The 20,008-nt window shown below is 59.6% G+C and carries 15 protein-coding genes; 12 read left to right on the top strand and 3 right to left on the bottom strand.

Annotated features, from left to right (window positions below):
* The 6 genes from GNK13_RS17410 to GNK13_RS17390 form a co-directional block, all read left to right on the top strand.
* Positions 1-480: hypothetical protein (locus tag GNK13_RS17410; protein ID WP_203545378.1), on the top strand; the 480-nt coding region annotated here is incomplete at its 5' end.
* Positions 481-1,707: 1,227 nt separating this feature from the next.
* Positions 1,708-2,166 (top strand): hypothetical protein, encoded by a 459-nt coding sequence (locus tag GNK13_RS17405; protein ID WP_164103829.1) that lies wholly within the window; start codon positions 1,708-1,710, stop codon positions 2,164-2,166.
* A 1,139-nt stretch (positions 2,167-3,305) separates the two neighbouring features.
* Positions 3,306-3,629 carry a DUF6966 domain-containing protein gene (locus tag GNK13_RS22125; protein WP_390622522.1) on the top strand — a complete coding sequence of 108 codons (324 nt, stop codon included), beginning with the start codon at positions 3,306-3,308 and terminating at the stop codon, positions 3,627-3,629.
* A gap of 128 nt (positions 3,630-3,757) precedes the next feature.
* Positions 3,758-4,333, top strand: a complete 576-nt coding sequence (locus GNK13_RS17400; protein ID WP_164103828.1) for a hypothetical protein — start codon at positions 3,758-3,760, stop codon at positions 4,331-4,333.
* A 565-nt stretch (positions 4,334-4,898) separates the two neighbouring features.
* Positions 4,899-5,312: a pentapeptide repeat-containing protein gene (locus GNK13_RS22000; RefSeq protein ID WP_164103827.1), complete on the top strand. Its 414-nt coding sequence runs from the start codon at positions 4,899-4,901 to the stop codon at positions 5,310-5,312.
* 1,774 nt (positions 5,313-7,086) lie between these two features.
* On the top strand, positions 7,087-7,800 hold the full coding sequence (locus GNK13_RS17390; RefSeq protein WP_164103826.1) for a hypothetical protein: 714 nt from the start codon (positions 7,087-7,089) through the stop codon (positions 7,798-7,800).
* A 417-nt stretch (positions 7,801-8,217) separates the two neighbouring features.
* Here GNK13_RS17390 and GNK13_RS17385 read toward each other — a convergent pair whose 3' ends face one another.
* Together GNK13_RS17385 and GNK13_RS17380 are read right to left on the bottom strand one after the other, a co-directional pair.
* Positions 8,218-9,039, bottom strand: coding sequence for a fatty acid desaturase (locus GNK13_RS17385; RefSeq protein WP_164103825.1), 822 nt, complete (start codon positions 9,037-9,039; stop codon positions 8,218-8,220).
* The gene (locus GNK13_RS17380; RefSeq protein ID WP_261345433.1) at positions 9,026-10,552 is read right to left on the bottom strand and encodes a phytoene desaturase family protein; all 1,527 of its coding nucleotides are present in this window, start codon (positions 10,550-10,552) and stop codon (positions 9,026-9,028) included. The genes GNK13_RS17385 and GNK13_RS17380 overlap by 14 nt, the downstream gene beginning before the upstream one ends.
* A gap of 174 nt (positions 10,553-10,726) precedes the next feature.
* Here GNK13_RS17380 and GNK13_RS17375 point away from each other — a divergent pair, with 174 nt between their 5' ends.
* The 3 genes from GNK13_RS17375 (at position 10,727) to GNK13_RS17365 (ending at position 15,025) form a co-directional block, all read left to right on the top strand.
* Positions 10,727-11,233, top strand: coding sequence for a hypothetical protein (locus GNK13_RS17375; RefSeq protein ID WP_164103823.1), 507 nt, complete (start codon positions 10,727-10,729; stop codon positions 11,231-11,233).
* A 73-nt stretch (positions 11,234-11,306) separates the two neighbouring features.
* Complete coding sequence (locus GNK13_RS17370) at positions 11,307-12,404, top strand: DUF1559 family PulG-like putative transporter (RefSeq protein ID WP_164103831.1); 1,098 nt, start codon at positions 11,307-11,309, stop codon at positions 12,402-12,404.
* A gap of 41 nt (positions 12,405-12,445) precedes the next feature.
* Entirely contained in the window at positions 12,446-15,025 is a 2,580-nt protein-coding gene (locus tag GNK13_RS17365; protein ID WP_164103822.1) for a HEAT repeat domain-containing protein, read from the top strand.
* 159 nt (positions 15,026-15,184) lie between these two features.
* Here the strand turns inward: GNK13_RS17365 and GNK13_RS17360 are convergent, their stop codons facing one another.
* Entirely contained in the window at positions 15,185-17,242 is a 2,058-nt protein-coding gene (locus tag GNK13_RS17360) for a nuclease-related domain-containing DEAD/DEAH box helicase (protein ID WP_164103821.1), read from the bottom strand.
* 492 nt (positions 17,243-17,734) lie between these two features.
* Between GNK13_RS17360 and GNK13_RS22120 the strand changes: the two genes are divergently transcribed.
* From GNK13_RS22120 to GNK13_RS21995, 3 genes are read left to right on the top strand one after another with little or no spacing between them, the layout of a single operon-like run.
* Entirely contained in the window at positions 17,735-18,016 is a 282-nt protein-coding gene (locus tag GNK13_RS22120) for a helicase-related protein (RefSeq protein WP_203329121.1), read from the top strand.
* A complete protein-coding gene (locus GNK13_RS17355; RefSeq protein WP_203329120.1) occupies positions 17,926-18,444 on the top strand; it encodes a hypothetical protein in 519 nt (172 codons plus the stop codon). Before GNK13_RS22120 ends, GNK13_RS17355 begins: the two co-directional genes overlap by 91 nt.
* Before the next feature lie 25 nt (positions 18,445-18,469).
* On the top strand, positions 18,470-19,774 hold the full coding sequence (locus GNK13_RS21995; protein ID WP_315852999.1) for a DUF1186 domain-containing protein: 1,305 nt from the start codon (positions 18,470-18,472) through the stop codon (positions 19,772-19,774).
* The last annotated feature ends 234 nt before the right edge of the window (positions 19,775-20,008 follow it).

The raw sequence follows: 20,008 nt of genomic DNA, 5'->3' as shown, positions 1-20,008 counted from the left end.
TGTTCTGGCATAACCATGAAATTCACGGGAGCGACCGATGGGGTCCTCTCTGCGGCTCTAGCTCGTCGACGGTCGCCCCGTGATTTCCGCCGTTCGTCGGATCCAATGTCCCTGAACCCACGCCAACGTGACATCGCGATCCGAGGCCTAGCCTTTTCGCTGCGTTTCCTCGTACATCTGGATGGCCGGGCCAATGCTCGTGCTCAGATGCCGGAGCTTTCGGACGCAGCAATCTTCCATCGACTTGTGGGACTGACGTGGGCATTTGACGTACCAGAGGCCGTGGCGATCCTCACGGCCGATGAACGGCTCGCACTTGAACGGTTTCATCGGCTCTATCGAGCGCTCCCATGGTTGCCAACGAAGACGCACGATTTTATCTCTGAAGTCTCCAACGAAGATTTAACGACACTCCTTCCTTCCGCTAACGATCTTCTGCATCTTTTAGATAAACGGCTTGTTGCGATAGAAACACAGTGACTTGAATGGCAGCGTCGTCCGCAAATCCCACTAAATCGCCTGAACGGCCGACGAACCATTCGATGAACGCGAGCGGCGGACAGCCGTTTGCTTCAGACTATCCGTTCGGCCGCCGCCGCGTTATCGACCACGTTATCCGACACAGAAAGTCCTCGCGCAGGTTCCTTCCGCGATGGTTCTGCCTCGACGAATTCGACCGCTTACATCCGCCGAACTCGGGCACCTCACTGTGGACCGTCTTCTGGCGTATCGGAAGCAGGCGCTGTGTCTCGAAAACTCCCTCGCCGCCTCTGACTACACCGACCTTACTCATAGGCTCGACAACACGTACATCTGGTTCAAGGATGACCCCCGATGGCTGCCACTCTACACCTCGATACTTGACGAACTTGCGAGGAAACAGAATCGCGACGATGCCGTATGAACAAACCAAAATGGCTCGAATTGCTTTGGCTCGCGCTATGGACGATGCCGCCCGTCATCTTGGCGGCTATAATCAGCGGACACTTTGGCCTCAACTTCGTCGCTTATTGTCTCCTTTCCCTCGTGTCGCTCTCTTTCTGGCTGGAGACGGTCTTCGTTTGGTGTTGGCTTACGTCGGCGACAAGCGAAGGCACGCGCACCGACAAGAATGACGGATAACAAAGCGTCGAACCCGAGCCGCGGATGGGGCGCTTCTTGTAGACTTTCCACTCGGCCGCCGCCGGGTTAACGCCCCCGTTCGCGGAGTCGACCACATACCACCCTCGCGGCGACTGAGTGGATTCTTTCCCACTCACGTCATAAATGGTGCGCTCGAATTGTTGATGCCAACCGCTCGGTGACACGATTGGTTTGATGCGCTCGGTTCACTACTTTCGTTTAGTCGTAAGTTCGATCCCGTAAGAGGTGCCCGCGAATTGACTGTGCTCCCGGAACCGCGGCTTTCTGAATTTGACCGCCGGTACCCAATTCGTGGTTCGGTTCGCGCGGCTCCTCCTGATTGTTCAACGCCAGGTGCGCGCGAGAACTGATGCGCTCGAAGATTGGCTCGGCCATTGCTCGCCGCTACGCTTTGTGGTTCCGGCTCGTCGACCTATCGAGCTGCCGGCTCCACAAGGGCTCCGCGAACCATGCGTCGAACCCGAGCGGCGGATGGGGCGTGTCCTGAAAACCATCCATTCGGCCGCCGCCGGGTTAACGCGGCCGTTACCCGACTGACCGATTTCCGCGCGAGGTCGTGCTGACATGCAACTGCGGCGGAAGCTTTCGGTCGGGTTCCTGATGGCTGGCATTGTGGCCCTGGTTTGGGCCGCAGTTGTGATCGCGCCATTCCTGGTGGCCATGAGTCGACTCGCCGACGTCCAAGAACGTATCTTCATGCCGTTTGCGGAGCTACGAGCTGAGTTCCTCCACAATGGGTTCGGGGTCTTCTACCTCGAATTCCGTGAGCACTCACTTCTGTCAGACGATAACGTTGAACGCCTGCTCCTCCTGAATGAAATGCCTCCGAAATACGAGCTGACGCTGATGCTGGAGACGCCGGGCGTCACAGACAAATCCATCGACACCCTGGCGAAATTGACAACTGTGGACTACTTATTCGTAGACAAATCAGGTATGACGGCAGATGGCGTTGCTAAACTTGAGTCGCTTCTACCTCCAGGCACAGTTTCGCACTACACTTGGGAACAGGACGGCGGGTAACCACGCGATTGACGTGAGCCGCCGATGTCCGCTCTCTTCAACTCTATCCACAATGCGGCGGCCACGTCATCGCCGCCGTTATGGCAATCACCGACGCTATCCGTTCTCCGCCTGCCGTGGTGCGCTCGAATCAGCCCCTATGTACAGTGAACCGCCACCCGCATTAGTTTCTGACTGTCGTTTGTGGCGCCACTAACTTCCGTGCTCGAGGATTTGACGTCATCGCGATCCGAGGGTTCAATCGGGGAGCAGGTGCGCGTGAAGGTCAATCGCATTGGAGAGTCGTGGGGCCGACAACGTTTATGAAGCACTTCGCTCACGCGACACCGTCGTTGACTGTCTGGCGTTCGATGATCACTGAACCTGGTACGCGGGGCTTGGCCCAAAGAGTGATACGTGAGTTCCGGCTTTCACGATTGATGCCACAGAACCGGCTGATTCAGGCATGCTGACGCCGAGTCGATCGGTTACACTCGATTCCCACGGTGCTACATCTGCGGTCCTGGCTCGCCGGGCACTGCTGCGGAGCCATAACAACGCGTCGAACCCGAGCGGCGGATGGGGCACTTACTGAAGACTATCCACTCGGCCGCCGCCGGGTTAACGCCACCGTTCGCGGCGTCGACCACCATGCCGTTCTCGCGGCGTCTGATTTGGTCCTTTGCCTCTCGCATTACAAATAGTGCGCTCGAATTACTGATGCTCGCCGCTCGGTGACGCCATCGGTTTGATGCACTCGATCCACGACTTTCGTTCTGCCGTAAGTTCGATCCCGCAACAGGTGCACGCGATTTGACTGTGCTCCCGGAATCGCGGGTTTCTGCATTCGACCGCCGGTCACTCCGCATCGAATGGCTCGGTTCGTGAGGCTACTCCGGATTATTCAACGCCAGGTGCGCGCCAGAACTGGTGCGCTCGAAGATTGGCTCGGCCATTGCCCGCTGCTATACTTCACGCGTCTGGCTCGTCGGTTCACCGATCTGCCGGCTCCACGAAAACTCCGCGAACCATCGGATGTACGGGAGCGGCGGGTGCTCGTGTTTTCGAAACTGTCTTTGTGGGCCGCCGCCCCGTAATCCGTGCCGTTCTGCCACCTACAACTTTCATCCTTCACGACCCCGACGACAACCCCGCCATAGATGCCCAATCGTTCTGAACAACTGAGATCCCTAGTTGAATTGCTTCGGCAACTCACATCGATCTTGCGAGAGATTCACGGCTGTCGGTGGACTGCGCATTTTCAGTCCTGTCTCGCTACGGCGGAGTATCTCGATGCCGTTGGTTTCGCGCAGAGTGACCTCAACGAACTTGCGTCTCGTGTTGGCTCTGTTTACGGTGGGTCGGGAAGTTTCAATGACTACGTTCCCTTTCATGAAGGCCAAGAGTTGATGAACAAGGTTGATGCGCTGCGAACTAAAGTCGCCGACAATGCGACGGAGCTGCGGGTGATTAGTAGACACTAAATGAGGCACTCGCAAAACCGAACCTGGCAGAACAATGGCATGAACACGGAGCGGCGGTTGACGCGTTTTTCTGTAACTTCCCGATTGGCCGCCGCCCGGTTATGCCTGCCGTTATGCCAATGAGTCCTATGCATATTGACCTTCGCAGTTTCGTCGCACCTTTAGTGGAAGCGATCACCACGTCCGTTCAAACATTCCATCCGCACAAGCTCACCGGCCCTGGTGATCCTGGCGGTGCCATCCATCAAATTGTGCTGGGCTACCAATTCGATCAGTCTGCATGGGTTTCGCTGGTCTTCGACATGAGGCAGGACGCCGATGTGGTGTATGACGGAGAATGGCAAAGCTACATCGAGGAGAACGTCTTGGAATGTGACGTGTCCGAATGGATGGACGCAGTGACTGAGATCTACGACAATGGAAATGCCGTTGCTTTCACAGCGATTGACGGCACATCGGTGAGTTTAGGGCCGTTCGACGATTCGCCAGAATCTGACGAGCAACTATCTGAGACGCTTGCTGCCTACTTCGGGTCAGTTGTTCGCGAGGCAGCCATAATTGCCAAGAATGGTGGTGTCTTCAAGCCATTGCCGCTTGCCTCTGTCTGTTACCTACGTGTGGATGAACACCAATGCCAGTACGCATGGCCGGAGTATGAGGATCGTGGCGAAGCTACGGACGACGGAAGGCTGATCGCGGAATAGCGGCATAACAAGGCGTCGAACCCGAGCGGCGGATGGGGCGCCTCCTGAATACTATCCACTCGGCCGCCGCCGGGTTAACGCGGACGTTATGGCAATCACCGACGCTATCCGTTCGCTGCCTGCCGTGGTGCGCTCGAACAGCCCCTATGCACAGTGAACCGCCACCCGCATTAGATTCCGACTGTCGTTCGGGGTGCCACTAACTTCCGTGCTCGAGGATTTGACGTCATCGCGATCCGAGGGTTCAATCCTGGAACAGGTGCGCGTGAAGGACAACCGCATTGGAAAGTCGTCGGGTCGACAACGTTTATGAAGCTCTTCGATCAGGCGGCTCCGTCGTTGACTGTCTGGCGTTCGATGATCACTGAGCCTGGTTCGCGGGGCTTGGCCCAAAGAGCGATACGTGAGTTCCGGCTTTCACGATTGATGCCAGAGAACCGGCCGATTCAGACATGCTGACGCCGAGTCGATCGGTTACACTCGATTACCACGGTGCTACATCTGCGGTCCTGGCTCGCCGGGCACTGCTACGGAGCCATAACAACGCGTCGAACCCGAGCGGCGGATGGGGCACTTACTGAAGACTATCCACTCGGCCGCCGCCGGGTTAACGCGGACGTTATCCGGACTGACGTCGAAAATGCTCGATCTGCGGAACGGCGCTGACAACGACGACCGTGTGGTCACAGACGAAACATACACTGACCGCATCGCCGAGGGGTGTCTTATGATGGGCGTTCGGCTCACTCGCGTGACGTTCATCAGATGCGATCTTTACTGGTCTCTCTGGTTTCTCGCTGAATTGACGGAAGTCGTCTTTGATCGATGCGACCTTCGAGGTGCGGCGTTCAACGATGCTACGTTGACCCGGTGCCGCTTCATTGACACTGACGTCGGAACCGATGCTTTAGGCGGGCTGACTGACTGGGGGAATGCTGATCTTTCAACCACGACATTCATCCGTTGCCGCGGCCAATAGTTTGGGCTACGCGTTCTGCGCTAACATGAGGGATCGCCGGATAACGAACGGATTCACGCGAGCGGCGGGTGACGCGTTTTGTTGACTCGATCCCATGGGCCGCCGCCGCGTGATCCTCGCCGTTCTGTCGCTTAACCGACACCGTAATTCGACATGGCACTATTCGTTCATCTCGCACCTGAGAAGGAGACCGACTCGATACGTCGGGGCGGGATCAAGCCGCGCCGACTTAAGCAACCGCTGGCCGACGGCTACGATAGAATCGTGTTCGCTATGCCCGTGACCGACAATTTCTATGTTTCACATCAATGGCTCCGCGAGCTCAAACGAATTGGTCAAAGGACAATTGTCGGAGTCTACTTCCGCATTCCGGACGAACAGAAAGTGATGGCTGGGCACGCACTACAGTCAGAACCATCAAGTGCTATCTGCCTCTGAAGCTGTTGGGGTCGTTTTCAACGCTGAACAACCTGAAGGGTTCGAGGTGATCATTTCTCGCAAGATTGAACCCGCCGAAATACAAAAAGTCAATTCTGTGCCTCAGGTCATGGAATGGCGATATTACCCTGACGCCAAAGGCAAAAAGCCGTGTGGATGTCCATACTGCACAAAGGGAGACATCAACTCCAAAAGGATTCGTGAGGTCTACGAGAAGTCATTCGGTGGGTGATTGTCGCTTGCCAATGGTAGATACGACAGAACATAGCGATGCAACGGAGCGGAAATGGCGTTCCGGCTTTTCACTGAAATCAGAATCACTGGCGCCATTTCCGCCCGCTGATCGCCGCCGTTCCACGAGCCATATCCAATCTTTTCTCACGCCGCAATGATGCGGACCTGCCACGCGGTCCCGATCTTCACGCGTCAGCTCGTTAGCTGAGCCAACTCCACAGATCCAAACATGCTTTACCGAATTGACGAAGCACGCAGGAACGCTCTGTTCGTGCTGGCCAAACGCATTGGTTTCGCTGTGGGGGTGATCGCGCTCGGCGCTGTCGTCGATTTGATACCCGAGAGATTCGCGGAGCTGTCGCTAGGAATTGGCGTCTGCGTATTGCTCGCGGCGGCTGTACTGCCCCTCCCGCTACTCGGTAGAATGACGGGGGCAAGTTCGGCGGGTGCTACACGTACCGGTGACGCCTAGGATTAGCGGACCCTCAATGCATCAACGCACGGCTCTCCCGCTAACGGCCGCTGCAGCTGAGGTCGTGGAACAATGAAATTCACGTGAGCGACCGATGGGCCCCTCGCTGCAGATCTAACTCGTCGGCGGTCGCCACGTGATTTCCAACGTTCGCGGCGCCGACCACATACTGCCCTCGCGGCATCTATTCGGTTCTTGCCCTCTCACTTCGTGAATGGTGCGCTCGATATATCTGCTACGATCCGTTCCGTGACCCGATCGGCTTGATGCGCGCAGTGCACTTCCATCGATCCGCCGCGGGTGCAATCGGGTTCCAGGTGCACATGACCTGATTCTGGTCTTAGATCGCGGCTGCCCACGATTGACCGCCGGGCCCCATTTTGTGACTCGATCGGTTGATTCGCTCGGCCCTCCGGATTGTTCAACGCCAGGTGCGATTGAGAACTGGTGCGCTCGAAGATTGGCTCGGCCATTGCTCGCTGCTACACTTGAGGGCCAACTCGTCGGCCTATCGAGCTGCCGGCTTCACAAAGACTTCGCGAACCAGGCGGATGTACGGGAGCGACGGGTGGGCTTGTTTTTGAGTCTGTCGCTATGGGCCGCCGCCCCGTAGTCCGTGACGTTCGGCAAGTGAGTGAAGCCGTGGGAGATCAGCAGCACGAAGTCCATTCCAATGCACTCGGTGGTGAGTCACTCTACCTTTCGCCTGGCGCCGATTTGCAGACCGTTCCGTCTTCTTTTCTGAAACTGCTGACCGTCCACCATGCCGCGATCTACCGATACCCACGCGAGTACTTCAACTGGCTTGCACGACGAGCACGGCTTTCAGGGATGAAGGCGTGGCTTTCGACTATGGCGGCGGCAGATCGATGTGGACTCTACCTCCATCGCGCGGAAATGGGGCGAACTCTTCAGACGGACGTAACCGTCCGAGGCTTTTTAGCCGGCCCACGAGGCTTCAGCGATTTTCGCCTTAGCTCCAGCATGCCGCTTTTTGAATTGCCGACCCCGTTGCAAGACGTCTACGAGCTCATTGATGGGACGGTCGAGGGAAATGCATTTGAAGCAGGCGGGTTTGAACGTTTCTCCAGCCTGCGGTTCGACGCTTCATCATTCGCGATCGTCAATTCCCACCTCGTGCCCGATCTCGGTCGCACACTGTGTTTCTATTCCACTGGCAATGGCGACCACCTCATCGCCGCCAACGACAAAGCATTTTGGTTTCTCCATGAAAACTCCAGCCTCGTCGAAGCTGGGAATTTGGCCGAAGTGGTTGACTCGTATTTCATGTCGCTCTTGTCCGGTTCCACGTGGCTTCGTGATCCATACGGATCTCTGCGGTAAATCGCCGAACCAATAAGGCTTTGACTTTGCGAGGTACGAGCCGAAGCTCAAGGCCTCTGTTTAAGAGGCCCGGCTGACCCGTGGTCGCCGTCTCGGGTATTGTTTCCGTCCGTCCATCGTTCAGGCGGCCGGATTGGGGGCGAGAGAACGAACACTGGGGGCGTAGAACAAAGTGGACGCTCGAGAGAATGACCGTCGAGGCCGGGCGCAGCTTCGCAATGGCGCGGGTAAGGCTGCCATTGGGGCGGATTTATTTGGATCAGTGCAGACGCTCAGCGAGCCCCCTCCACCCTCCTGTTAGTGGCAGTGAGTGCTGTAGGAAATCGCGGACGGACTTGCTGGCCGCGACGGTGCAGGGGCTGGGAGCATACATAGGTTCGGATTGGCGGGCGAGGTTCCCAACACGTGCCGGCGGCTCTAGGGTACTCGCCGCGGCTCGACTCCTGCCTGCTCGAAGTAGGGAGTGAGCCGCCGTGACAGCTCCGCCAGATTGTGACTCGGGACCTGCGGGTAGAGGTGGTGCTCGAGGTGGTAGGTCAGTTCAAGAAATAGAGCCGGGATGATCCTCCCCCGCAGCGTGTGCGTCTGGGTCAGCGGCGTTTCGCCGTAGCTCCGGTGCGGCAGGTGGACTGTGAGCAACGCGTAGGTCCAACTGCCGACGACCACGAGCACCACATAGACCAGAACCGCCGGGGTCACGGGCCACAGCACGACTCCAAAAATAGCCACGGCGACTGCCCAGGCGGCTTCTGCAAGCAGCCATCGCCGCTGCCGGGCGTCTCCACGAGTCCTCCGGTACGCCCACCACCATAGCCGCGGCAGAAAGAGCGGGCCGTACAGGACCGACTGCCAGAAGGTCATCCGTGCTGGATCGCCTTCGGGGTCGTCTTCGCCTGGGAACACCCGGTGATGCTGGGTGTGTGTGAGCCGATAGGCGTGGCCGCTCTCAAGCAGAACCGCACCGAGCCAAAACAGCGCCCAGTCCGTCTGGCGGCGATTCAAGCCGAGCGAGCCATGGACGACGTCATGGGTGACCGTGACGACTCCGACAAAAACTAGAAACACGAGAAAGGGCGTGAGCCACCACCAACCGGCATACGCTGCTAGACCACAAGCAAGCAGCCCCAGGAAGGGCCGGGCCAGGGCCAAGCGGCGCTGAGCCGGTGTCGTCAGCAACAGCTCGTGGCCCAGCTCCGATAGATCCGGCTGTGGAGGCTCGGCCGATTCAAGCGTATGCATCGCCAAGGCTCCCCGACGGTAGCTCTTGACGACTCGCCGGACTCCAACGGCGAGCCCGATGCAGCACTCTCTCCGCGACCAATCGGCTGCCCAGTACGCAGGCCACGGTCCCTAGTCCCGGCCACGTGGTGTCGCCTGCCAACCAGAATCCGGGCACGCCCAGTTCGTGCGGAATAGCCTTCTGGTTGGAGTTGGAAAGCATCTGCCGCACTCCCCCCACGGCTCCCTGCGGCCGATGCGTGAACCGCTCATAAGTTCGCGGCGTGCCGACCTCACAAACTTTTGCCGCCGTCCCCAGTCGTGGGTAGACCCGGCGAGCGAGCGCGATCAGGCGTGTTCCGATCTCGACTTTAAGGCAGTCGTACTCCTCCGGCGAAAGCCCCTGCCAGCGAGCAAGCTCGCAGTGCGTCGAAATCATGACGGCACGGTAGCCGCCTGGGGCGCTCGCAGTGTCGCCGGCTGCGGAGACGGAAATGAACATGTTGTTGCCGTTGCCCAGTGGAGCGTCGTACTGCTGGACCAACTGGTGATGGGTGAACTCCTGGCCGTCGACTTCCTCCTCCGGCACTCCCAGGAAAACGACGACGGCTCCTCCGCCAGCGTCCGCATCGCGGCTTAGGTACGGCTGCAGTCGCCGGGACACTTCCCCCGGAGCCAGTCGGCTCGTCAACTCCACTGGCACGGCGCTGACGATCTGCCGAGCTTGGATGGTGCCTCGCCGCGTCTCGACCAAGAACTCTCCCTCCCGTCCGGTGACCCGCCTCACAGGACAGCCGACTCGCAAATGCCCACCCAGCCGCCGATAGTGGTCGACGAAAGAGCGCCAGAAGCCGCGCATGCCACCCTCAGCACGCATCAGCCCGCTTCCGCGGATGGTGATCCCGAGAGCGGCATTGATCAGGGGAGCTTCATCCACCGTGCTGTGGACCGTGTCCTCCACCAGCATCGCGAGCAGACCGACGAGAGCCTGGTCGTCACGCAGACCGTGGGCGCGGAGCGCGTCCCCCATCGTCCAGTTCAAGTACCGCGACAGCGGCAGGTTCGCCAGACCGACTGAGCGAACTGCCCGGGCAATGTCGGTTGGCGTGCGAAGCGGGAGCCGGACGCCTCGACGACTGGCTCGCCAGAACACTCCGGCGATGTGGTCGAGTCGTCGCCAGAACTGGCGATGGGCTGGAGTATCACCCAGCATCTTCGCGCGTTCAGCCTGCCATAGCTGGGAGTCGCGATAGAGCGTGACCCGACGATCCGGCAGCCATGCGACGTAGCCCGGCAGTACTTCACCGGCCACGGGGCTCATGCCGATCGACCGCAGCAGTTCACCGCCGACTCCTCCGGGCTCGAAGTCGACGAGTGTCGTCGCGCCGACGTCGAAGGAGAACCCTTGGCGGCGGTAGAACCCAGCGCAGCCACCGGGCTGGCCGTGAGCCTCGAGGACGATTGTCGAGAGCCCTTGCGACTGGAGGCGCGCTGCCGTAGCCATTCCGGCAATGCCTCCGCCAATAATCGCCACATCGTCCACCGTGAAGTCCTGCTCATGGGGTCCGCTCCGACTATACCGCGGCAGTATCGTAGCCGAAGAAGGTTGCCTCCGTCTCTTTAACCACGGCAATCTGCCGGCAGCGGTGGTAGACTGATTATTCTGCTCTCAGCGATCACGCCCGTTTTTCGACGTGTGCAGATACAGATGTTCCAGACAGCGCTCCGTGCAGTAGCGATCGTTGGAGTCGCCGCCGGCGTCGCAGCAGTCAGCTACTGCGTCAAAAATGATATTCGGTCGGCAGACGATTGGCGGAACTTCCGGGCGATGCGTTCGGAGAGCGCACCGATTATGGTGGCGCTCGCTAATGGTTCGCTGACCGCTGGCGATAGCGTTCGCGAGATGCTCGCCGTCGAGAGGCCGGTTCGGTCCGATGACTACGGGCGATGCGTGATCTACCGCTTTGCTCCAGAGCGAAGCTACGACTACAGAACAGTTGTGACCGTGGACGGTTTTGTGGTTGCCGCGCACGCAGGAAGCTGCACGTGGCGCTGGACGTTTTTTGATCACACGCCAAGCGACATCGCGGCCTCGGTAAGCTCGGTGAACGGCTTGCGCTCGACCATGGATCAAATGCCCACGTTCAAGCACCTGCTACAGCCGATGCTCGATGCGGAACTCGCGAAGCTGGCCGTCCAGCCCGCCGCGCCGTAAACGGGGGACGCGTCTTTTCCTTTCAAGGCCTCCGATACCCAGCGGCTACAAGCAACCAAGATGAGGTGGATCAATGCTCGGTCACCGTCGCGCTGGAATCACGCTGCTTGAAGTACTGGTGGTGATCGCCATCATCATCGTCCTGATGGGGCTGCTGATGCCGGCGATGCACTCGTCCCACACGGAATATTCGAGGACCGAGTGCGCAAATAACCTCAGGAACCTCGCTTTGGCAGCGGTTGAATACGAGGTGGCCAACGGTGAACTACCTGGTTACCTTCACGATTTTGGCACATTCCCAGGTGGCCCCGATCCGTCGGAACCGTTGGGAGACGAGCATCCGGTCGGAGCTCATGCAAAGATTGGAACCTGGGCCATCCCACTGATGCCGTATTTGGGGCATCAGCCCATCTACGAGCACTGGAGCGAAGACGAGTATCCACTGCTGAGCAGCGTGAGCATGGTGGACGGGACGTATAACCGCCGGGCGTTGCCAAACCTGCCCACCTTCATCTGCCCAAAATCCCCCGGCGAAGCCAAAGGAATCGCTCGCAACAGTTACGTCGCCAACTGTGGCGTCACAGGCACCACGCCACTTCCATTCGCCGAAGCGTCAAAAACGGCTAACGGAGCCTTCAATAACAAATACGGTGGTCCCAGCATGTTGGGTGATGTGACTCCGACTGGTCCGCCGATTCGGATCGATGACTTCAGAGATGGCACGAGTACCACGCTCTTGTTCACCGAGAATTTGCAAGCACAGCCATGGCATTGCATTAGCTTCGAACCGATGCGATCCAACGCGGCCCCATCGCAGGTGATGCTCAATCCACGCAAATTCTTGGAGCCGAGCCTCGCCAAGCACTACACCGGGATTGTCTGGCACCACTACGATGAAGAGTACTCGAATCCGCCCCCGCCGCAGGTCTTGATCAACAGCGATAGATCGACCGCAGCAATATCATTCAGCGGAACTGACCAAATGAACGCTCTCTACGCCCGGCCTTCCTCCGCCCATCGATCGGGCGTAAATGCGTCCTTGGCAGACGGCAGTGTTAGGTTCTTGAGCGACGACATCGACTACCGGACTTATCAGGCGATGCTGACGCTCCACGGGAAGGGCAGCAACGTGCCGAATCCTGGTTTTGTTCCCAGCACTGATACTCTATGAACGAGCCAACGGAAAAGAGGTCTACGAGCGGTCTCGCTGCATTGTCTCGCGATGGAGCTCGGTGCGAGCTTCCCATCCATCTCGGTTGCTATCTCATTCTTCCGCTCTTCTTGCTGTGCTTCACGTGGACGGCGGCATCGACTTGTGCGGGAGCGGAAGATGATCCGCAATTCGGGGGCAAGTCGGTCAGCCAGTGGGTCGAAGTCGCTCGATCGGACTCGGACGCGGAGCAGCGCCGCAAAGCTGCCTTTGCGTTCGGCATGCTGGGCCCCCAAGCAGAGCAGGCCGTTCCTGCACTGATCACATTGCTTCAAGACAGTGACGATGAAGTGCGTGAGGCGGCCGCACGGGCGCTCGGCAGCGTCGGTCGCGGCCGCCCATCAGAAGTCGCGGCGCTTGTGAAATCGCTCGACGACGAGCATCCGTCTGTCGTTGAGGCGGCTGCCGCTTCGCTGGGCGAGTTTGGCCCCGCCGCTCAGCCTGCCATCGAGGATCTGATCGACGCTGCGGATCGATTCATCGATTTTAGGGTTCCCATCGAGTCGCTGTGCCGGATTGGTGAACCAGCATTCAAGCCGCTCGTTCGAGTGTTGATGGATGCTCAACGGCCGGAACGACTCCGCATCCACACCGCTACCGCACTGCCTCGCTATGGCGAGCCGGCCGTCGAGCCGCTCGCCGAGCTCGCAAGGACTGCAACCCCGGCCCTTCGTAGCAAGGCCCTTTACGGGATCGGAGAGATCGGACCGGTAGCAAGCGAAGTTGTGCCGACGTTGATCGAGGCAATGCAGGCACCTGACTCCGACGTGAGACACGCGGCGGCCTATTCAATTGGGAAATGCGGCCCTGAAGCGAAGGCAGCGATCCCACTATTGATCGACGCCCTTGACGATGCCGACCGCCGCGTCGGGGACGACGCCGCCGACGCGCTTGCTGCGATGGAAGCAGAACTCGAACCTTTCATTCCGCAGCTCATCGAGTGTCTGCTTGAAGAGGACGCCTTCGTCCGCCACCACGCCGCGAAGGTGATCGGCACAGTGGGTCCAGCGGCTCAGAGCGCAGTACCAGCTTTGGCGGAGATGTTGCGAGAGCATCCGGAATCGGAAGTCGAGGCGATCACGGCTTTTGGGCAAATCGGCCCAGGAGCCGTATCGGCACTGCCGGAAATTGTTGAACGGCTCGAGCGACATCCACGCGCCGCTACCGCCGCCATTGCCCGGATGGAGTCGGCCACTCCGAAGGTCGTCGATCGCCTCGTCAAACTTACGTCGCGTGAAGACCCACGGGCTCGTGTCGAGGCGATCGAGGCACTGGGCGAGTTCGGGGAAGCAGCGACGCCGGCCCTTCCCGCACTGCTTCGCCTCCTGGAGGACACTGGCAGCTATGAGGTGGAACGCTGGGGATCGCATGGTATTACGAAGCGTATCGAACGCGTGACGGTCGCCGAGTCGGTACCCGCTGCGCTGGAGAAGGTTGGAGCCGCTGCGATACCGGGTCTCATCCGCGCACTCTCGCACGAAGAGAAGAGCGTTCGCCGTTTGGCCATGGAAGCGCTCGGGCGGATCGGTGGACCACGAGAAGCTGCCACCGCACCATTGGTCGTGGCACTTTCCGATGACGATGCCGACTACCGTGCCGCTGCGGCACGCACGCTCGCCGCCATGGGCCCTGATGCTGCGGATGCTGCCGACGCGCTCGTGCAGATGTTCCTCGCCGATCCCGAACGCAACAACCGCGTCGAAGCCGCTCGGGCCCTGGGGCAGCTTGGCGAGGAGGCGGTCGTTCCTGTCTTGGCAGATGGGACTCAGGATCCCGATCCAGAGGTCCGTGCGTCAGCGATTCAGGCACTCGGTGAACTCGGACCGATCGGGGTGATGAGCGTCCCCGCGCTCGTGGCCGCACTGGAAGATGACGGTCATCGCGCAGAGTGGATATCCGATCACTTTGCCACGACCGCCCCGATTCGCCTCGATGCGGCTGAAGCACTTGGGAAGATCGGTCCTCCTGCTCGGGAGGCGACCGAGGCGCTCGCGGAGACGTTGAGTGACGAGGACGGGTCAGTCCGAGTGGCGGTTGCCCTCGCCCTGTGGCGCATCGATCGCGAGAACGAACTATCTCTTCCCACGCTCAGCGCGGCGCTGACGGATTCGCATCAGCGAACGCGAGAGTTGGCTGCACGCGACCTAAGCGCACTGGGACCTGCGGCCTCGCCAGCTCTTTTTGCGTTAATCGCCGCCCTGGATGACGAAAGCTGGATCGTCCGTTCGGAAGCGGCTGAAGCGCTCGGCGCGATTGGCCCTGCGGCCGCGGATGGGACTCTGGAACTGATCGAACTGCTACTGGACGACGAAGAGTACTTTGGCGATGACGTTCGCCGCTCCGCCGCCGGCGCCCTCGGGAAGCTGGGCGCGGGCGCTGTGCCGCACTTGGTCGCGGCGCTCGAGCATCCACGGTTAGCCGTCCGAGTGGCTGCCGCCGATGCACTCGGGGAGATCGGTGCACCTGCCCGACCAGCCCTCTCTCGCCTTCAGGCTCTCCGCGAAGAAGACTACGTCACCCTCCGCAACGCGACTGCCAAAGCTCCACAGAGCATCCGCGGGGCGTCGCCCGACCGATTCTGAACGATTGCGGATGCGACTTTCGCCAGTTGCCGTGCCCAGCCGCAATTGTCGGGCGATACCTGCGAAACAGTATCCCGCGCGCCACAGCACCCTCGACGGCTGCGCGTGCTGAGGGAAACCGCAGACGAATACTTTGCCCGCTACATTGTCTACCCATAACTATGCTGGGGCAGCCCCGAGGATCTCGTTCGCTGCAGGTGACGCCACTGCGGCGTTCGCGTCGCGGCCCTGCTCTTGAAACCGGCTGGCCTTCTGTGCCTCGTGGAGCAGACCGTGCGGGGCAGTGCCAGTGATTTCCAGATACTCGATGGCACGCGTACAGCCAACGTAGAAGTTGGCTCGCCCCAAGACGTCTGTCGGGAACTGATTCGCAGACGCGAGCAATACACAGTAGGCGTCGTAGCCCTTGGCCGATGCTACAGTCGAGAAAGTCAACCGGCCGCGCTGCCCCAGATGCGTGTCTCGATCGTCGAAGGCAAGGTGAATGTCCTCCACGCCCTGGATGCTGGCGCGCCGCACCCATTCGGCAAGTCTCCGGACTCGCTCACGGTAGTACGACAAAACGAGGATGTCCTGGGGACGAACTTCCTGGTCCTCGATCAACCAGCGAAGCCGCGACACCACGAGTTCGTTCTCTTCCCGTGTACCACCCGCCACCGTCACCCTCGGCGGCATGCCTTCACGGCGAGCAAACTTGACCCTCCAGACCTGGTCGACCTGCTCCAGCAGCTCTTTCTCGACCAGCGTGGCGACATCGCCAAAGGCTTTGGTGGGAATGTTCGCCGTGTGCGGTGCGAACGAGCCATAGAGCACATTGAAGGCTGTGTCGACGATCTGCCGGGTATTACGAAAGCACTCGGTCATCACATGGGACCGGCCGCCGACGACGTTGAGCCCCAGTGACTGCCAGTTGGGCCGCTTCCGTCCGTAGAGGTTTTGGGCGTCGTCATAGAAAACAAACAGGCTTGGCTCGCCCTCTCGCTGCACACAAAGCTCGCTCAGTAGCCGGAAATCTTCCTCGGCAAAATCCTGACCTTCGTCGACGTAGATGGCATCATACGCATACCGCTCAAAGGTCTGTGGTTCGTGCTCCTTCACGTATTTTAGATCTCGAGTGTAGCGGGCTGCTCGTTCTTCGTCCGTCAAGTCAGCGATCCTCTGGTACCCCCACAGACCGGCTTGGGCCAGGTGCCACATGAGCCTGTTATATGCAAAGACATCCACCGCTCCTTTCGGTAGCTCACGGCCGGTTCGTTGCCGATAAGCGACTCCGATCTTCTTTTGCAGGAATGGAACGAGCGTGCGATTGAAGCAGACCGCAAGAATCCGAGGTGGGCGAACTGGCTCGTCGAACAGCGAAAGAGAGCTCTTCTGCCCCCGTTCGATCCAGCGGGCAAGGTTGTTAGCCAGGACGACCGTTTTGCCGCTTCCCGCCACCCCACGGATGAGCCTCGGCCCTCGCTCCCAAATTTGGGCAGACAGTTTTTGCTGTTCATCCGAAAGCGTCTTATAAGTTTCCGCGGCTTCATCGAACAACTCGCCGAGAGTGGTCTCTCGCACTTGTCTCGGGGCGCGATCCTCTGGGGCGGGGAACAGTACCGAGGAATCACCGAACCCGCTGTACACGGCCTGCAGCTCGGTGACGTTCCACTGCTCAAGATCGCAGGCCTGAAGTTGCTTGCGTCCGGCCTCGGACAGTCGGTTCGCCAAACCGGCCACATCTTCTTGGAAGAGAAGCTCCCGAGGCAGAACGGCATTGCGGCCCCACCGATCCTGCCACGCCACTCGTGTGATCTGGGCGAGGACGACCCAGTACCGGATCGGAATCTCCAGGTCGCCAAAGTACGCTCGCTGCGCCGCATCGCGAATGTCGAACATTGCGTTGCGAACCTGGACGAACGGGTTCTTGCGCCGCGTCCCCGTTGCGTAGCGAATCGCGAACTGGCCCCCCGGTTCGATAGCCGCGATCTGGTCGAGACTAACCCCTTTCACCTCGATCACATGAATGCCGGCCCTCGGGCATACGACGACAATGTCTGGCGGGCGGGTGGTGCTGCGAGCGAGGCTCGGTTCGCAGAGAACGGTCGAGGATTCACTTTTTAGCTCCCGGATGAGCGAGGCGAGCACGGACCGATGAGCATGGTTGCTGGCGTCCTGCCAGCCGATGACTCGGCAACGAGCGTGCTGAACAGTGCGTTTGAGCTGGTCCAGAGACATGGGGTCCTGCAGGCTTCTGTTGCAGACGGTCGGGAGGGAAAGAGTTCAGCGGACGATCTACCGAAGATACTCGCTCCGAATGCAGCTCGCCCGCAGGACGATCGAAGGTTGAGCGGTTCACGCTCCGGGTCCTCGCCGACGCAGGGAATCAGCCGCACGCGATCAGCACTCCCGCCACGCCCCATCACCGCCGCAGCGACTCGACAGCTACTACCGGATTTGCTCGGGGCAGGGGAGGTTGCGCACCGTTATTTGCGGTGATTTCGCATTTCTCGGTGTGACAGCTTGTGAGCGGCAAAAGGGCTCGATATGGTGGTTTTTCCAGGGAAAACGTGAGATTTTCGAGTCGCAGAAAATTGTCTTCGGAACCGAGGGTTAGGGGTTCGAATCCCTTCGGGTGTACATTTGACCCGCTCCGATGCCATTAAGAGCCATCGGAAGCGGGTTTTTTCGTGGTTTCTCAGAACTAATGGTGGCTTCTGATCCCTTACAATCGGCAGCGACGTTACCACCTTTGTCACCCACAGCTCGCTCAGCCAAGAGCAGCGGCACCAGGCGGAGCAGGCCTTCGCCCCGCGTGAAGACTGTGTGATCGTCGCCACGAGCGTCTTGGAGCTCGGCGTCGACGTCGGCAATCTTGACCGGGTGATCCAGATCGACTCGCCTCCAGCTTCTTGCAGCGGATGGGCCGCACCGGGCGACGAGCGGGCACCGAGCGGAGCTGCCTCTTTCTCGCCACCAAGGAGGCCACCCTCCTGCAAGCGGCCGCGCTGATCGATCTCTGGGCCGGCGGCTATGTCGAGCCAGTCCAGCCACCGCCGGCGCCCTACCACATCCTTGCCCAACAGCTGATGGCCTTGGCCCTCCAGGAAGACGGCATTGGGCGACGAGGCTGGTTCGGCTGGGTCCGCGGCGTCCCTGGGTTCGCCGAAATCCCGCGGGAGACGATCGAGGAGATCGTCGACTGGATGCTGGTGCAGGAAATCCTTTGGGACGACGCCGGCATTCTCTGGCATGGACGAGAGGGCGAAAGCACCTTCGGCCGAAAGAACTTTCTCGAGCTCTTTTCCGTTTTCACCTCGCCGCCCCTGTTCTCTGTCCTGCACGGATGTCAGCGTTTGGTGGGGGAGGATTGTAGAGGGCGGCTGTCGCACGTTCGCCGCCACGGGGGGGGCCGTTTTCCGCAGCCGAAACCCGGCTAGACTGAGTTGGCCGCACCTGGTGAAGATGACGGAGTCAAAGAAGCAGATGACACTGGAAAACACCCCACTCGATCGAGCTTTCGCAGTTTTGGACGCACTGGACCAGCCTGGGGCTGGTTCAAATCGCATCTCGGCAGCGATTCAGTCGCTCAGCGGATTCACGCTCACCGGTGCATCCGACGCCGTTCGCAATTCAATTGAATCACTCGCGCAAAAATATAACGCTATCGTGAGGCGGTATCCGACAGGATCGTCCGTGACGCCTCCCGAACTGAATCATGAAGACTCGCGCGAACTGACGAATTGCCTGCGCAGTGCCGCTGAGATGATCCGTGACGCGGAGACCGAGCGGATCCTGACCCGGCTCCGCCAGCACGATCGATCATTACCCGAAGCCGAAATCATTGAAGCTCGACGACATCAAAGTTGGTTTTCCCCTCATTTGATGCGAGAGTGCTACGAACAAATTTCCAGGCTCAGAAATCTCGACAATGCTGGCGACCCACTGCCTGACGATCGGCACAGCTCGATACCATTTTTCTCACTTTTTCTGTTCTCCGAATGGCACGTCGCCGACTCGGTTCCGGTCATACTGGAAGGCCTGAGACTGCCCGGCGAAGCCCCCTTCGATCTTCTTGGCGACGCTGTCCACGAACAGGTGCCCCGTTATTTGGCTCAATTTCTGTCTGACGATCTCGATCAAATCGATGCGATGGTCCGCGATCTCCATACCAACCTGTACGTGCGATGGTCCTCGGCCAACAGTTATAAGTATGTAGTGCGAGACCAGAAGATATCGGTTGAAGCCGCGGTCGCTCGCCTGGATCGTCTGTTTCACGAAACGAAAATCGCAGACAACGACGGACGCCCGGGACGGGGACACTGCTACGAATTGAGCGCTGGAATTCTGGACGCCATCTGTTCAATCGGTGGTTCATCCTCCTCCACGGTTTCCGCTGATCATCAAAACTGGAACTTCGTTGACGAGTCGATCATCCGCCGAGAAGATTTTGATGAGCCGTCGGGGTCGGCTGATACTTGTGAAACGACGGAAGGGTTGCGAAGTCTTCCGCCTACACGCATAGAAGATTGCTTAGCAGAGCTTCGTCCCTGGGGGGCATTTCAACCTGTGCCCGAACCTATGCAGCGGTCTTCTGAGCCCAGACCTAGGGAGCGGCCCAGGATCCCAGTTCCACGGCCGACGGTCCAGCCGTTAGCACCGGCAGTCCAAAAGCCAAGCCGGCGAGCGGCGCGAGTGCCTCGCAACGCGCCGTGTCCGTGTGGAAGTGGAAAGAAGTACAAGCAGTGCTGCCTGCGCAAAGTAACCTGAGATCCAACCACCCACCCTCAGGCGTCACCGCTGGGGTTCAGGCTCGTGCAATGGCGGGAGCGGATGGCATGTCAAGCGGCAATGCCGGCCTGGTGGTCCAGGGTCACCACCCCGATCTCGATAACCCGATCGCTTTTCCCGAAACCCGTTGTCTCGACGTCGACAACGACGAATTCCACATCTCGATCGCTCATTACTGCTCGCCTGGTTCGTGTGCACGAGAGGGGGGGGGGG

It is taken from the genome of Candidatus Laterigemmans baculatus, from assembly GCF_010367455.1.
GTDB lineage: Bacteria > Planctomycetota > Planctomycetia > Pirellulales > Pirellulaceae > Laterigemmans > Laterigemmans baculatus.
Note: the sequence above shows the minus strand (reverse complement) of the source record. Positions and strands in the feature narration are given on the sequence as shown.

Bases quoted from the DNA above. Each gene is read 5' to 3' on its own strand.
- GNK13_RS17405 (WP_164103829.1), top strand. From the start codon at position 1,708: ATGCAACTGCGGCGGAAGCTTTCGGTCGGGTTCCTGATGGCTGGCATT.
- GNK13_RS22125 (WP_390622522.1), top strand. From the start codon at position 3,306: ATGCCCAATCGTTCTGAACAACTGAGATCCCTAGTTGAATTGCTTCGG.
- GNK13_RS17400 (WP_164103828.1), top strand. From the start codon at position 3,758: ATGCATATTGACCTTCGCAGTTTCGTCGCACCTTTAGTGGAAGCGATC.
- GNK13_RS22000 (WP_164103827.1), top strand. From the start codon at position 4,899: ATGGGGCACTTACTGAAGACTATCCACTCGGCCGCCGCCGGGTTAACG.
- GNK13_RS17385 (WP_164103825.1), bottom strand. From the start codon at position 9,039: ATGCATACGCTTGAATCGGCCGAGCCTCCACAGCCGGATCTATCGGAG.
- GNK13_RS17375 (WP_164103823.1), top strand. From the start codon at position 10,727: ATGTTCCAGACAGCGCTCCGTGCAGTAGCGATCGTTGGAGTCGCCGCC.
- GNK13_RS17370 (WP_164103831.1), top strand. From the start codon at position 11,307: ATGCTCGGTCACCGTCGCGCTGGAATCACGCTGCTTGAAGTACTGGTG.
- GNK13_RS17360 (WP_164103821.1), bottom strand. From the start codon at position 17,242: ATGTCTCTGGACCAGCTCAAACGCACTGTTCAGCACGCTCGTTGCCGA.
- GNK13_RS17355 (WP_203329120.1), top strand. From the start codon at position 17,926: ATGGGCCGCACCGGGCGACGAGCGGGCACCGAGCGGAGCTGCCTCTTT.
- GNK13_RS21995 (WP_315852999.1), top strand. From the start codon at position 18,470: ATGACGGAGTCAAAGAAGCAGATGACACTGGAAAACACCCCACTCGAT.